Origin of the sequence: Allomuricauda sp. CP2A (assembly GCF_001683915.1) — a bacterium.
Taxonomy (GTDB): Bacteria; Bacteroidota; Bacteroidia; order Flavobacteriales; family Flavobacteriaceae; genus Flagellimonas.
In genome coordinates, this window is record NZ_LXTT01000020.1 from 78549 (window position 1) to 93583 (window position 15035).

At 43.4% G+C, this 15035-nt stretch carries 10 protein-coding genes; 6 read left to right on the forward strand and 4 right to left on the reverse strand.

Going from position 1 to position 15035, the window contains the following annotated elements:
* Positions 1-78 precede the first annotated feature (78 nt).
* The 3 genes from A7D14_RS02005 to A7D14_RS02015 all read left to right on the forward strand — a co-directional run bounded on the left by A7D14_RS02005 (position 79) and on the right by A7D14_RS02015 (position 3326).
* Positions 79-1059, forward strand: coding sequence for a PLP-dependent cysteine synthase family protein (locus A7D14_RS02005; protein WP_067029384.1), 981 nt, complete (start codon positions 79-81; stop codon positions 1057-1059).
* Between the two features lie 195 nt (positions 1060-1254).
* The gene (locus A7D14_RS02010; RefSeq protein WP_067029386.1) at positions 1255-2556 is read left to right on the forward strand and encodes a M20/M25/M40 family metallo-hydrolase; all 1302 of its coding nucleotides are present in this window, start codon (positions 1255-1257) and stop codon (positions 2554-2556) included.
* Positions 2553-3326 carry an aldose 1-epimerase gene (locus A7D14_RS02015; protein ID WP_067029388.1) on the forward strand — a complete coding sequence of 258 codons (774 nt, stop codon included), beginning with the start codon at positions 2553-2555 and terminating at the stop codon, positions 3324-3326. The genes A7D14_RS02010 and A7D14_RS02015 overlap by 4 nt, the downstream gene beginning before the upstream one ends.
* A gap of 279 nt (positions 3327-3605) precedes the next feature.
* On the opposite strand, the gene A7D14_RS02025 is transcribed toward A7D14_RS02015, so the two are convergent.
* The 4 genes from A7D14_RS02025 to A7D14_RS02040 form a co-directional block, all read right to left on the reverse strand.
* Positions 3606-4967 carry an exonuclease domain-containing protein gene (locus A7D14_RS02025; protein WP_067029392.1) on the reverse strand — a complete coding sequence of 454 codons (1362 nt, stop codon included), beginning with the start codon at positions 4965-4967 and terminating at the stop codon, positions 3606-3608.
* 64 nt (positions 4968-5031) lie between these two features.
* On the reverse strand, positions 5032-7449 hold the full coding sequence (locus tag A7D14_RS02030; RefSeq protein WP_067029394.1) for a TonB-dependent receptor domain-containing protein: 2418 nt from the start codon (positions 7447-7449) through the stop codon (positions 5032-5034).
* 184 nt (positions 7450-7633) lie between these two features.
* Positions 7634-8719 (reverse strand): sensor histidine kinase, encoded by a 1086-nt coding sequence (locus tag A7D14_RS02035; protein ID WP_067029396.1) that lies wholly within the window; start codon positions 8717-8719, stop codon positions 7634-7636.
* A complete protein-coding gene (locus tag A7D14_RS02040; protein ID WP_067029398.1) occupies positions 8719-9480 on the reverse strand; it encodes a LytR/AlgR family response regulator transcription factor in 762 nt (253 codons plus the stop codon). Before A7D14_RS02040 ends, A7D14_RS02035 begins: the two co-directional genes overlap by 1 nt.
* 309 nt (positions 9481-9789) lie before the next feature.
* On the opposite strand from A7D14_RS02040, the gene A7D14_RS02045 reads away from it, so the two are divergent.
* From A7D14_RS02045 to A7D14_RS02055, 3 genes are all read left to right on the forward strand, one after another.
* On the forward strand, positions 9790-12414 hold the full coding sequence (locus A7D14_RS02045; protein WP_067029446.1) for a DUF5916 domain-containing protein: 2625 nt from the start codon (positions 9790-9792) through the stop codon (positions 12412-12414).
* 68 nt (positions 12415-12482) lie between these two features.
* Positions 12483-12935 carry a YybH family protein gene (locus tag A7D14_RS02050; protein WP_067029400.1) on the forward strand — a complete coding sequence of 151 codons (453 nt, stop codon included), beginning with the start codon at positions 12483-12485 and terminating at the stop codon, positions 12933-12935.
* 43 nt (positions 12936-12978) lie between these two features.
* A complete protein-coding gene (locus tag A7D14_RS02055; RefSeq protein WP_067029448.1) occupies positions 12979-14964 on the forward strand; it encodes a M13 family metallopeptidase in 1986 nt (661 codons plus the stop codon).
* Positions 14965-15035: the final 71 nt, after the last annotated feature.

Sequence of the window (15035 nt, forward strand, 5' to 3'; positions counted from 1 at the left end):
AAAACTTGGAATAACTAAGCAAAGAGTTTAACCCATGATGGACGCAATTTAACATCCATAAAAGTTATCTTTATAGCAATGGAATATGCAAAAAACATACTCGAAACCATCGGGAACACCCCCTTGGTAAAATTGAACAAATTAACAGCGGATTTGCCCTGTTTGGTCTTGGCCAAATACGAAACGTTCAACCCGGGAAATTCCGTAAAGGACCGTATGGCCCTCCAAATGGTTGAAGATGCAGAGGCAGCCGGAATCTTAAAACCAGGCGGAACCATCATTGAGGGAACTTCTGGAAACACAGGAATGGGTTTGGCCTTGGCTGCCGTGGTGAAAGGCTATAAAATGATCTGTGTAATTAGTGATAAACAATCCAAGGAAAAAATAGACATTCTCAAAGCCATGGGAAGTGAGGTGCATGTGTGCCCTACCGATGTGGCCCCCGATGACCCCAGAAGTTATTATTCTACGGCTAAACGCTTGTCAACCGAGATTCCCAATTCCTGGTACGTGAACCAATATGACAATCCAGGAAACACCAAAGCCCATTATTTGAGTACCGGTCCCGAAATTTGGAAACAGACTGATGGAAAGATAACCCATTTTGTGGTGGGCGTGGGTACCGGTGGAACCATTTCGGGCGTGGGCAAGTACCTAAAAGAGCAAAATCCCAATATCAAGGTTTGGGGAGTTGATACGTATGGTTCTGTTTTCAAAAAATATCACGAAACCGGTATTTTTGATGAAAATGAAATCTATCCCTATATCACCGAAGGGATAGGAGAGGACATCTTACCCAAGAATGTGGATTTTGGTATCATTGATGGATTTACCAAAGTGACCGATAAGGATGCCGCCATCTACACCCGCCGTTTGGCCCGGGAAGAAGGCATGTTTTTGGGAAATTCAGCAGGGGCGGCCATTAAAGGGCTGCTGCAACTGAGGGAACATTTCACCAAAGACGATGTGGTTGTGGTGCTCTTCCATGATCACGGGAGTCGGTATGTCGGCAAAATATTCAATGATGATTGGATGCGTGAGAAAGGGTTTATCGCATAAAAATTGATAAATTGATTCCGAAAAAGCACTGAATGTTTGAAACCGTCAATTCGAGTGGTTTTTCAGAATGAAATGAGGAAAAATTTTATCGAGAATAGGTTTAAAATAATATCATAGAGTTCTCGATACAAAATTCCTCCAGAATTTCACTCGAACTGACACTTAAAATTTTAATCCACGTATTAAATGACAACTATGCCAATAAAATACCTTTTTACAGCCCTGTCTCTTTTGTTTACAGTTTCAATAACCGCACAGAAACTTTCCAGAACCGAAAAAAAGATTGTTGCTTCCATTGAAAAAAACAATGCGGAAGCCATCGATTTTTTGAAAGAGGTGGTGAACATCAACAGCGGCACTTTAAATGCAGAAGGGGTCAAGGAAGTTGGGATGGTCTTCAAAGATGCGTTTGACAATATTGGTTTTGAGACAAAATGGATAGAGATGCCCAACGAAATGGACCGGGCAGGCCATCTATTTGCGGAAACTTCAGGAACTAAAGGCAAAAAACTGTTGCTCATTGGGCATTTAGATACGGTTTTTGAGGAGGATAGTCCCTTTCAGACCTTTGAAATGGTCAATGATAGCATCGCCCATGCTCCCGGGGGCAACGATATGAAGGGTGGTGATGTCATTGTCTTGTATGCCCTAAAAGCATTACAAGAGAATGGATTGTTGAAGGATGCCCAGATTATTGTGGCATTTACAGGTGATGAGGAAAGTACTGGAAAACCTTTATCAATTAGTAGGAAGGATTTGATTGACGCTGCAAAACGAAGCGATATCGCCTTGGGTTTTGAGACTTCAACGGGATTCAATTATGCAACGGTGGCCCGAAGGGGCGCTTCTGGTTGGGAATTGGAGGTAGAGGGCAAACGAGCCCATTCTTCCGGAATTTTTAGCGAGAATACAGGTGCAGGGGCCATTTTTGAAATTTCTAGAATCCTACACCAGTTTTATACCGATGCAAAAGGTGAAGACCTCTTGACCTTCAACCCCGGAACACTTTTGGGCGGTACCTTCGTCAATTTTGATGCCTCAACCAGTAAAGGGGATGTTTTTGGAAAAACCAATGTAGTTGCACAAAAAGCGATGGCCCGGGGTGGACTTCGATTTATTTCCGAAGAGCAAAAAGAAAGGGCCCGGGAGAAAATGCGTGAAATTGTGACCCAAAACCTGCCCAAAACTTCAGCTTCCATCAGTTTTACGGATAGCTATCCAGCCATGCAGCCCACCGAAGGCAATATGCAATTGCTGGAAACTTTGAACCAAGTGAGTTTGGATTTAGAACAAGGTGAAGTACTGGCCTACGACCCAGGCAAGAGAGGTGCTGCCGATGTTTCCTTCGTGGCGCAATATGTGGATTGCTTGGACGGGTTGGGAACCATGGGCTCCAATGCCCATACCCCAGAAGAAACCGTCAATCTAAACACTATTGAAGCCTTGACCAAACGCACCGCTATTCTGATCTATCGATTGATAAACACCAAATCATGATTGAACTTAAAAATGAACAAGCTACCGTAGGCATTGATGCGGGCGAGTTGGCAAGTTTTGTGGTGAACGGGCATGAGTTTGTCCATCAAAAAGGGAGCCCGGGTTGGCGGAGTTCGGATACCGAAATGTTTCCCATTATTGGACCGGTGAACGAGGCGGGCTTTAATGTTCAGGTGCCGCGGGGCAATGCGGTTCAAGATCAACACGGATTGCTTCGGGAATTGGACTATGAACTACGTTCCCAAACCGATGATTCCGCAGTCTTTGCAAAGCAATATCAAGCGGGAACCCCAATAAAAAACTCAAAATTTCCCGAAAAATCTCCCAAACAATGGCTGATGTGGCCCTACAGTTTCGGTTTCGAGAAGTCATTTTCATTGAAGGACCAAACCTTGGAAATTACCTTTACCATTTCGGGGGAAAGGGATATGCCTTTTATGTTGGGATACCATCCTGCCTTTAAACTTCACTCAACCAACCCCACAATAATTGCCGATCAGCAGAAAATTTCTTTGGATGAGGTTCTGGAAGTGGGCAACAGGGCCTTGCTTGTGGAAAACTGTACCTCCATCACATTGCAAGATGAAAAGGATATTACCATAGAGACGGAAGGCTTTGGCCATTTTATGTGCTGGACCGAGGTCAGGAACATGGTCTGTATCGAGCCTATTTCGTTTTACCCTTATGCGGTGAACCAACGGGATTTATACCTTGGTTTTCAACATTTAAAGGATGAGAATGCCATCTTCAAGGTGAAATTAACGGTCTGATCATCGAAAATGTTCCAAAATTCATGATTTTTTAACATTGCGTAAACTTTTTCTTACTAAATTAGGAATGGAAAAGCATTGCTGCTCAGCAGGTTCTGTTTTTCAATGCACTTTTCAAAGGAAATAATAGGAATCCTAAAGCTGGGATTCCGGTGTCGGGGCTACATAACCAAAACCAATCCAATTATGGAAATCATACTTCCTTATCTTGTTGTAGTTGCCCTGATTATTGTCTTTTGGATAGCCTTTGTGGTAAAAATGTACCGAAAGATAAAAGGACTATAGCACAAAAGACTCCAATTTAGGCAAAAGGGCTTCCACTATACGTTGGGCTTCCAGCGTGTTTTTTTGAGGAATGATGAAGGACTCAATATCTTCCAAAGTGGATACGTCCATTTCTTGGTCGATGAACCCATATCCTTTGTAAACCCCTTCCGAAATAAGAATTACGGCCTGCTCGTCTGGGTGTCTGCCTTTTTCCCGAATAATCCGCACCTCAGATTCCAATGCTTTCATCTCTGCGATGGCGGTTTTCACCTTTTGGTTATAGGTTTCAATAGGTTCATCTGAAGTGCAAATGCCCTCACAGGATGTAATCCGGTGATGCGAACAGGCTGCATTGGTCTGTTGCAAGTGGCAATATTTGGGACATAGCGCAAAATTTTTGCACATTTCTTCCAAATAGGCCCTACAATCCGTTTGATTGTAAAATACTTTTATGGGATTGGGGATACCCTTTAGGGTATTGTACGCCAAATGCCTGATGCCGTTTCGGTCCTCATATTCAAAGATGGCATATTGTTTTAAGGTTCGTTTTTGGGCCCGGTTGTACAGTGGGAACAGTCGTTTGATTTCTGCGGATTCCATCAGCAGTGCCACCAATTCGCTGCCCGAAAGTTTAAAATCAATATCGGCGGTTTCGCTGCACATTTGGGTTTCTTTGACACTCTTGTCATAAAAATGGCCCAACACCCTTTTTTTTAAATTGATGGCCTTCCCCACATAAATGATTTCCCCTTGCTGGTTTTTAAAATAATAAATGCCGGGTTTCGGTGGAATTTTATCAAAAACCGATTTGGGCAGGTGGGGCGGTAGGGTGGCCTCTTGGCTTCGGGCGTTCAAAAACTTTTGAAAAATGGGTTCAGCATTGGGCGTACTCAGCAACCTCTGGAACAAGAGGGTCGTGGCATGGGCATCACCACGGGCACGGTGCCTATCTTTTAATGGAATTTGAACCGCTGAGCATAGTTTGCCCAAACTGTAGGAATGCAGCCCGGGAATCAGTTTTCGGGATAGGCGGACGGTACAGAGTTTTTTTCGGGTGAAATCCACACCAATTTGGCGGAATTCCTCTTTTATCACCCCATAATCAAAATTCACGGCGTGTGCCACAAAGACACAACCGTTGGTAATTTCTTGAATTGATCTTGAAATCTCTTGGAATGTAGGTGCGTCCTTCACCATGTCGTCGTCAATTCCCGTAAGCCCTGTAATAAAGTAGGGAATGGGACACTGTGGATTCACCAAAGAGGTAAATTCATCCACAATTTGGTCTCCATCATATTTGAAAATGGCAATTTCGGTGATTTTATTCCCCTTAATGCCATTTCCAGTGGTTTCTATGTCGATAATGGTGTACAACTTCCAAAAAGTTCAGGGCATTAAAGTTAGAACTTTTTCGAAGCACATCATAGTGCTGGAGCGGTTAGCTTTGGTTATTGTTTTCTTGTCGGGCCCTGTTCATCTCTTCTTGGATTTCGGATTGTCTTCGGCGAACAGGTTGAACGGATTGCTTGCCAAATCGCCATGAGACCGAAAGGGTGGCGTACCGTGTATCGCGGTAGCTGGTGAAGGTATCATCCAGATTGCCAAATACAGTCCTTCCCGTCGGATATTGGTTCCAGAAAATGTCGTTGACATTAAATCGCAGGGTCATGGCATCGTTGAACAGGTTTTTTTGGAGTCCCAAGGAAAAGGAAGAAATGGTCCGTGCCTTGGTGATGGTAGCATAATGGGGGAAAAGATAAAAGGCCCCGGCCTGTAAGCGGTATCCCTTTCCGAGTCCAAAACTGTGGTTGGTGTTCAAGCTCACTATTGGGTTGTTTCGGTCAAAATCAAACCCATTGATCTCTCCATCAAAATCGTTTAGGGATGCATTGAGGTTCCAGTTGCTTTGCCACCAATTGGCAAACTTAATGGGCAGACTGGCCACAAAGGAATAGCTCTTTAAATTGGCAATGTTGATGGGCCTCACAATGACCACCTCTTCATCACCATCACGAACAATGGCCATGGTAAGGACATTTTCCGTATACCCAACATTAAAGGCAAAGTAATAGCGCTGCTTAAAGGTGTAATTTACCTCGCTCACCCAAGTAAACTGTGGTTGTAGATAAGGATTTCCTTCCCGGTACGTATTGGTGTTCACAAAGGTTCGGAAAGGGTTCAACTGTGCATAACCGGGCCGATCTATTCGTCGTCCTGCTGACAGCCCCAAAGTATGGTTTTCATTAAAAGTATAATTGTATGAGGCTGTTGGAAAAAGGTTCAAATAATCCAACTCATTGACGGTATTGGTGGTAACCTGATTTCCGGTCACAAAGGTGTTTTCGGCCCGTATTCCAAACTGTGCATTCCATTTTTCACGGTTAAGGTTATAACTCACATAAGCCGCATAAATGTCTTCATCGTAGATGAAATGATTGCTCAAATTGGTGTTGGGGGTGGTGACACCGTTGTTTTCGTTGACATACGCAAGGTCATTATCCGATTTTACCCAGGTGTTTTTCCAGCCCGCTTCAAACTTGTCCCCATTTTCCAGGGTGAGTTCATAATCCAAAGTAAGTCCGGTGAGGTTCAAAAAGCCATCTATATCCCCCAAAAGGATATCTTGGGCCGTGGTATTGCTATCAAAAAACTCAAAATTTGAAATAAACCGCTGATCGGACCAATTGCTGTAACGGGCATGGTCAAAATTGAAGGTTAGGATACTTTTCCCGGTAAACGAATGTCTTGCATTAAGGTTGGCCGTGAGCTGGTTCCATTCTGAGTTGATATTGGTATCTGTGTTTTCTTCCGAAATGAGCTCCCGGCCTGTATTGTAGCCCAATATATTGCTGGTGGATATGTTTTTATTGCCATTATTCAGGCCGGTGAAGAGCACGCCAAGGGTGGTTTTTTCGCTTGCGGTGTAATCCAAACCCAACCTTCCGGTGTGTGTTTTGAGGGGGAGTTCAAAATCATTTTGAAGATCGTAATAGCCCATGGGTTGGTCTCCATCCAAAAAAGTTCGGTCAATGACAATTTCCTGGTATTGATTTCGGTCCGTGTAGGAATACTGGCCATATAGATTGAACTTTTCGGTCCGGTGGTTAAAATCCACGGAGCTGTTCCAACGAAAATAGCGCCCGTACCCGGGACTCAACGTCAGACTGCCATTGGTACCGTAAAGTTTTCCTTTTTTGGTAACGATGTTGATAATTCCGGCATTGCCCTGTGCTTCGTACCGCACCGAAGGGTTGGTAATGATTTCCACTTTTTCAATATTGGAAGAGGGCAGACTCCGTAAAAGGTTGGCCAATTGCTCCCCTTGTAGCCGGGTATCTTTTCCATCAATATAAATGCGAACCCCGGTTCGGCCACTGAGCGATATGACATCATCTTGATCTACGATCACACCCGGTGCTTTCTCCAAAATTTCCATGGTGGAATTGCCGGTGTTCACGATACTGTTTTCAATATTGAGGACGAGTTTATCCTGCTCTTTTTGGATGAAGGGTTTTTGGGCCACCACGGCGACCTCTTGCAATTCTTGCGCTTGGTCTTCCAAACTGATGTCACCCAGATTTGTTACGCTTAAATCAGAAAGCACCTTGGTTTTGTACCCCACATACGAAATGGACAAAAAGGAATCGTCCGGTTGTTTTATGTCGATGTTGAACAAGCCATCCGCATCAGTGATGGCACCTTTGATTAGGGTGGAGTCGGTTTGACTCATGACCACCACATTGGCAAAGGCGATTGCCGAACCATTGGAGTCCACAATTTTACCTTTAAACGCATTTTGTGCATGTACTTGGCTTACCATTAGAATGAAGAGTAGCCCTAGAATTTTTTTGATCATAAGTTGGTATAAATAAGAACTAAAGCCAACTAAAAAGTTGGCTTAAGCATAAATCATCAAACAAAACCATCGTTTTGAAAACAATGCTAAAATCAGATTTTATACCTCATCTTGACCAGAATTGATTTGGTTGTCCATGGATTTGATGTGAACCCCTAGTATGCTGCAACGGATGTTTTGTAGTTTAGTTATAGGGAATGGTAATGACGGTCCGCACCCCGTTGGGCATGTTCTCAAAATGGAAATCGGAATTTCCGTGATACAGTGCCTGTAAACGTTCTTTAATGTTGATGATGCCAATGCCGCTGTTGGAATAAATGGGGTATTTGGGCAATTTTTTGCCGTTGTTCTCCACGGAAAGTTCTATGGAGCCCTCATTTTTTGTGATGGATAAATGGATACGAAGCTTCTTGTTTTTCTGGGAAAATCCATGCTTGATGGAGTTTTCAATAATGGGCTGGATCAACAATCGTGGAATCTGTTTGTGCAGCAAGGATTCCTCCACTTGTTTGGTAATGACCAAATCTTCCTGAAACCGCTGTTTTAGAATATTGGTGTAGTAATCCAAAATTTCCAGCTCCTCACTAAGGGTAATAAAATTTTTGTCGTCTATGCTCAGGAACTTCCGTAACAGAAAACTGATATCGGCCACCATGTCCTGTGCCGCATCCGGGTTGTTGGGGATAAGACTGGAGATGCTGTTGAGCGTGTTGAACAGAAAATGGGGATTGAGCTGACTTTCCAGTGTTTTTAATTTGAACTTGATCAAACTGTTTTCCAATACCTTGTTTCGGATTTCCTGATCTTTTATTTGCTGAAGATAGAAATAGGCATAGATGATCAGCGTCATGGAGCTGTACAGTAAAATGTTGGTGGTAACATTGAAGAAAAAGGTGTGGGTCACTTTATCAAGAAAGGCAAAATCGGCATTGATTATGGAATAATCCAAAAGCAAGGGAGAGATAAAGCCCACCAGATAACTTATAATGATGCTCAGCACAATATGCAAGGGAATGATCTTGATCCAAGCCACCCGTTTCAACAGCAAATATTTAGTGAGCAGCGAAACGGAGCACATAAACAGCAAAACAAAGGCCCAATCGATCAAACTGACCAATGCAAGCCCCATGAGGTCGTCCGTGACCCTTTGCGGGCCACTGTACAAAAAGTAGAAACCGCGTAAAAATTCAACCAGGGCAATGAAGGTATAGAAGATCACCAAATAGATGATCAAACGTTTCTCACTATATTTTTTCAAGGTATTCCACATTAGCCCAACCCCAATTTTTGGAGAAACTCCTTTTTATACGATTTACTGATTCGGAACAGCTCCTGATCCTGCATGCGCACATCCATTTCATTGTAATCTGAATGCACCAATTCCAGCATATAGTCTATATTGATAATGGTAGATCTATGGATCCTCACAAACTTGTGGGCATTCAATTGGGGCATTAGGTTTTTTAGCGATTCGCGAACCGTATACTTCTTTTCCAAGCTGTAAATATCTGAATAATAGCTGGAGGCACAGATGTATTTGATACGGTCCTTGTTCACAAAAACGGTTCTGTTGTTTTCGCGAATGGGCAAGCGGGATGCCAACGGATTGGGGATCCTTCCCTGAACCTCCATCAAAAACTTTCTAATGTCGGTTCCATTGGAATTCAGTTTTATCCGTTCCTCTATACGATTCAGGGTTTCAAAAAAACGATTGTTCTTAAAAGGTTTGAGGAGGAAATCCAGCGCATAATTGTTAAAGGCTTGTATGGCATAATTGTCGTAGGCCGTAATGAATACGATCAGGGGCATTTTTTGGAGTGTGAGTTGTTGGAGCACATCAAAACCCGTAAGGTCTTTGAGTTCAACATCCAAAAAGAGGACATCTGGAGCGAGTTGGTTGATTTGCACAATGGCCTCTTCGCCATTGGCACATTCCGCTTCAATTTTAAACTCCGGTCTTGACCCCAATAGTTCGGAAATGCGTTTCCGTGCCAGTAATTCGTCGTCTACAATAATTACGCTGTGAGCCATCGTTGCAATTTAAGCGAAAATACTAAACAATTGTTTTTTTATAAATGTAGGTTGAACCCCATATTTCAGGATGAAAGGGTTTCAAATCAGATACTTGGGCATTCACATCAAAATAAGGGTCATTCAATTCATTCTTGGCAACCTGCCATGGGCATCACCTAAATTTAGCCTGAAAACGTAAGGTTTTCTATCAATCAAAAAACGCAATCAATCACCATAAAGGTAGCCCAAGCTGCCAATAGGTTTCCTGTTATCCAAAAAGGTGGGTTTTGGGAAACCTAAGTGGTGTTGATGTTCAACCACACTTGGATGAGAAAGATTTTTTTGTTGCCGGTCATTGTGTCCCTGGCACCAATATATGATTTGGAAGCACAGATCATTGAAAAAAAGAAATACATGACCACATCAATTGTTCATGAACAATCTCCGGTGATAGATGGGAACATTGATGAACCCGTGTGGGAAATGGTGGAATGGGGCGGAGATTTCATCGAATACAGCCCTGAAGAGAACACACCTCCAAGTTTTCAGACTAAATTCAAGGTAATCTATGATGCCAAGTACCTGTATTTTGCGATACGTGCTTTTGATGCAGCACCCAATAGTATCGTAAAACGCATGGGCAGGCGCGATACGTTTGATGGGGATTGGGTGGAGGTGAACATAGACAGTTATCATGACCTTCGTACCGCATTTTCTTTTACCGCAACCGTGGCAGGGGTTCGGGGCGATGAACTCATTTCCAATAATGGAAGCAGTTGGGATGCCAGTTGGAACCCTATCTGGATGACAAAGACCCAAATAGATGATGAAGGATGGACAGCCGAGATAAAGATTCCCCTAAGTCAGCTACGGTTCAATGGCGATGCGGAACAGGTTTGGGGGCTACAGGTTCACCGAAGGTTTTTTAGAAGTGAGGAACGTTCCGTTTGGCAGCGGATTCCCCAAGATGCGCCCGGTTGGGTCAGCGAATTTGGGGAGCTTCACGGCCTAAAAAACCTTATCCCGCAAAACCAATTGGAAATACAGCCCTTTACAGTGACCCAATTAAAAACCTATGAAGCGGAGGAAGGCAATCCGTTTATGGATGGCAGCGATGTTAGACTGAATGGCGGGGTTGATGCCAAAATTGGGATTACGAATGACCTTACTTTGGACCTCACCGTGAATCCGGACTTTGGCCAGGTAGAGGCAGACCCATCGGCTATTGCGTTGGACGGTTTCCAGATATTTTTTCGGGAGCAGCGTCCCTTCTTTGTGGAGAACAAGAATATTTTTGATTTCCAATTTTCCCATGCTTCGGACAATCTGTTTTACTCGAGGCGAATCGGAAGAAATCCGCAGGGATACCCGAATACTCCAGAAAATGCCTATGTGGACCAGCCCAGCAAGACCACAATTTTGGGTGCGGCCAAATTTTCTGGTAAAACCAAAAACGGATGGTCCATTGGGGTTATGGAAAGTCTTACCGCCAAAGAATTTGCCCAGATTGATGATAACGGAAACCGGAGCAAGGAATTGGTGGAACCGCTCACCAATTATGTTGTGGGACGGTTGCAAAAGGATTTCAACAATAACAATTCCTATCTGGGAGGGGTGGTAACGGCCACAAACCGATTTGATATTCCGGAATCCTTGAATTTTTTGCATACCGATGCCTATTCGGGAGGGCTGGACTTTAAACACCAGTGGAGCAATCGAAATTATTACCTCACAGGGTATTCCGTTTTTAGTCAAGTAAAAGGAAGTCCCGAGGCCATTGCAGCTACCCAGAATTCATTGACCCATTTATTCCAACGGACCGATGCCGGTCATGTTAGCGTGGATTCCACCAGAACCTCTCTGGTCGGTACCGGCGGAAAATTGGAATATGGCAAGGTGGGCGGAGGCAATTTGCGCTATACCATCGGTGCCTTTTGGAAATCCCCGGAATTGGAAATCAATGATATTGGATTTTTACGGCAGACCGATGAATTTAGACAATACAATACGGTGGCATATCAATCTACACGACAGATGGGAAACTTCAGAAGGATTGGGGCCAGTTTTTCTTATTTTAACAGCTTTGACTTTGATGGGAACCGCAACCGGACCCAATACCAGTTTGGAGCCGATGCCACATTTTTGAACAATTGGAGTTTTGATATTGGCGGGGGACATATCCCGGCCAATTATCGGAATGCATGGCTGCAGGGTGGACCTCGATTTAGATTATCCAGAGAGAATTTTGTTTGGTTCATTGCCAATACCGATCTCCGAAAAAAATTGCGCTTTAGTGCGGATGTATTATATTCCGAAGGAAAACAGAGCCATTTTACCATCATGGAGTTTACAGGTGGCATTACCTATCAACCTTCCAATGCGTTGACGGTGTCATTGAGTCCACAGTTTGCCAGATACCCCAACAAGACGCAATATGTCACCGAAACTGATTTCAACGGGGTGCCGAGATATATTACATCAGAAATAGACAACAAGAGTTTGAGTGCTGCTTTTCGGATCAATTATACCATCAACCCCAACCTCACCATTCAATATTATGGACAACCCTTTATTGCCAGGGGCCGATATACCAAATTCAATTATATCACCAATCCTACGGCGGACAACCTATTTGATCGGTATCGGTTGCTCAATGAAAATCAAATTACCATGCAACAGGATTCCGGGATTTATCAGGTGGATGAGAATTTGGATGGAAATGTGGACTATGGTTTTGACAATCCGGATTTTTCCTTGGTGGAGTTCCGTTCCAATCTGGTATTACGATGGGAATACATTCCAGGTTCCGAATTGTTTTTGGTTTGGTCGCAGGGCATATCAAATTTTATGGATCCCGCATCAAGTTTGACCCGTGGTTTGGAATCGGGAATTTTTGGACAAAAGCCAGAGAATATTTTTTTGATGAAGCTGACCTATCGATTGGTGCTTTAAAGAGAGATTTGAAAATAGTGACAATGGATATCGAAAAATCAGCAAGACAATTTTAAAACCAATCAAATATGAAAAACATTACAATTATTGGTGTGTTGATGGCAGTGGTGCTGTTCACGTCCTGCACCAAAAAAGAAAAGGAACCTTCCGATGAAATGATGGCGGCTTGGAAACAGGAAATTACAGATGCCGAGGCTGCTTTTGCCCAAATGGCCAAGGAAGAAGGCATGAACAAGGCGTTTTTGGCCTTTGCGGCAGATAATGCCGTATTGATGCGGGGCAACCAGCTTATTGAAAAGAAAACCGGAATCGCGGAGTACATGAAGAATCAGAACTCGAAAGGGCTGGCATGGTCACCTGAGTTTGTGGATGTGGCCAAGTCTGGGGATTTGGGGTATACCTATGGCTATTACACCTTTAATTATGAAGATCAAGAAGGCAATCCGGCAGAGGCCAAAGGGGTGTTCCATACGGTTTGGAAACGTCAGCAGGATGGTTCCTGGAAATTTGTTTGGGATTGATTCTGGAATACAAAGAACACAAAGGATAACTAAAACAACAGATATGAAAAACAAGATTATGTTGACCCTGGCCTTGGCCAGCATGGTCATGGTAAATGCGCAGGACAAACAGTTGCTTCAGGATGATTTTTACACCTATGTAAACCAGCAATGGATGGATAGCGTGGAAATTCCTGCGGCATATGGTTCTTGGGGAAGCTTCCATGAAGTATTCTTTGAAAACCAAGATCGTATCAAGGGAATATTTGAGGAGCTTACAGCCCAAGGAAAATCCTATCCAAAAAACTCCACAGAACAAATGGTGACGGATTTTTATATCAGTTGCCTGGATACCGTTACGTTGGAAGCTAAGGGATTGGAACCCTTAAAGCCTATTTTGGATGAGGTGGACCAGGTTGAATCTGTTGAGGATTATCTATCCTTAACGGCCAAGCTATATGCCAAGGGAATCCCAGCTCCCATCAGTGTTTATGAAAGTGTCGACGCCAAGAACAGTACGGTGTATGCCCTGCACCTGAATCAATCTGGATTGAGCTTGGGCAACCGGGCGTATTACTTGGAGGACAATCCCCAATACCAAGATTTTAGGGATAAATACCAAGATCTGATCACGGACCTATTTAAAATGGTGGGTCTGCAAGTAGATAAAGAACGTAAAGCAGCTGAAAAAGTTTTTGAAATGGAAACCCTAATGGCCCGCATCCACAGGACTCCGGTTCAGCTTCGGGATTCTGAAAGGAATTACAACAAAAAGACCGTCCAGGAACTAAATCAACTCACTTTTGCCATTGATTGGGCCAAATACTTTACGGATTTGGGACTGGAGAAGGAAGTGGAATACGTCGTCGTTAATCAGCCAGAGTATGTATCGATGTTTGATAGGATGCTCGTGGATTTCTCTATAGAGGATTGGAAAACCTATATGCAATGGAAGGTCATTGTGGGCACAGCATCCCTTCTCAACAAAGCAGTCAGGGACCGCAGCTTTGAATTTTATGGAACAACCTTACAGGGGACCGAAGAACAATTGCCCAGATGGCGAACTGCCCAAAACGCAGTCAATTCCAATTTGGGTCAGCCCTTGGGCAAATTGTATGTTGAGAAATATTTTCCGAAACGGAACAAGGACAAAATGATCGGATTGATCGACAATCTAAAGCAGGCATTCCATAAAAGGATCAATGGCTATACATGGATGTCAGAAAAAACCAAGGAGCAGGCCCATCATAAGTTGAATGAAATGGGTGTGAAGATAGGATACCCTGATGAATGGTTGGATTATACTGCAGTGGATATATCGGCAGAGGATTATTTTGGAAATGTGATCAGGGTAACCGAGTTTGATTATTTACGTGACCTGAACAGGGTTGGCGAACCCATAGATCCCAATTATTGGGGTATGACCCCGCCAACGGTGAATGCATATTATTCTCCAACACGCAATGAAATAGTTTTCCCTGCGGGAATTTTAAACCCTCCCTTTTTTGATTATGAAGCGGACGATGCCACCAATTACGGTTCGGCCGGTGTTATTATTGGGCATGAGATCACCCATGGTTTTGATGACAATGGAAGTTTGTATGATGCGGATGGCAATTTAAAATCGTGGTGGACGCCAGAAGATCGAGAAAAGTTTGAAGCCAGGGCCCAAAAAATAGAAGAGCAGTATGATGCGTATGTGGTACTGGATTCCATCCATTTAAATGGAAAACTTACGCTGGGTGAGAATATTGGTGATTTGGGGGGTATGGCCATTGCTTTTGAGGCCATGAAGATCAATCAGGAAGAAAAAGGAAGGAAAACCGTTGATGGGTTGACAGATGAACAACGTTTTTTTCTGGCCTATGCCAAAATGTGGCGTATCAAGTTTCGGGATAAGACTTTGGAGAACCAAGTGAAGACAGATACCCATTCCCCAGGATATTATAGGGCCAATGGAGTATTGTCCAATTTCGAGGAGTTCCATAAGGCGTTTGATGTCCCAAAAGGTGCCAAAATGCGCCGTGATGAAATTAATTCAATCTGGTAAAATAGCATCATCATAGTATATGTAAGGCAATAACATTTCGTAATACTATAAGGATAGGGATAATCCTAATT

Coding starts and splice junctions, on each gene's coding strand:
- A7D14_RS02005 (WP_067029384.1), top strand. CDS start 79: ATGGAATATGCAAAAAACATACTCGAAACCATCGGGAACACCCCCTTG.
- A7D14_RS02010 (WP_067029386.1), top strand. CDS start 1,255: ATGCCAATAAAATACCTTTTTACAGCCCTGTCTCTTTTGTTTACAGTT.
- A7D14_RS02015 (WP_067029388.1), top strand. CDS start 2,553: ATGATTGAACTTAAAAATGAACAAGCTACCGTAGGCATTGATGCGGGC.
- A7D14_RS02030 (WP_067029394.1), bottom strand. CDS start 7,449: ATGATCAAAAAAATTCTAGGGCTACTCTTCATTCTAATGGTAAGCCAA.
- A7D14_RS02035 (WP_067029396.1), bottom strand. CDS start 8,719: ATGTGGAATACCTTGAAAAAATATAGTGAGAAACGTTTGATCATCTAT.
- A7D14_RS02040 (WP_067029398.1), bottom strand. CDS start 9,480: ATGGCTCACAGCGTAATTATTGTAGACGACGAATTACTGGCACGGAAA.
- A7D14_RS02045 (WP_067029446.1), top strand. CDS start 9,790: ATGAGAAAGATTTTTTTGTTGCCGGTCATTGTGTCCCTGGCACCAATA.
- A7D14_RS02050 (WP_067029400.1), top strand. CDS start 12,483: ATGAAAAACATTACAATTATTGGTGTGTTGATGGCAGTGGTGCTGTTC.
- A7D14_RS02055 (WP_067029448.1), top strand. CDS start 12,979: ATGAAAAACAAGATTATGTTGACCCTGGCCTTGGCCAGCATGGTCATG.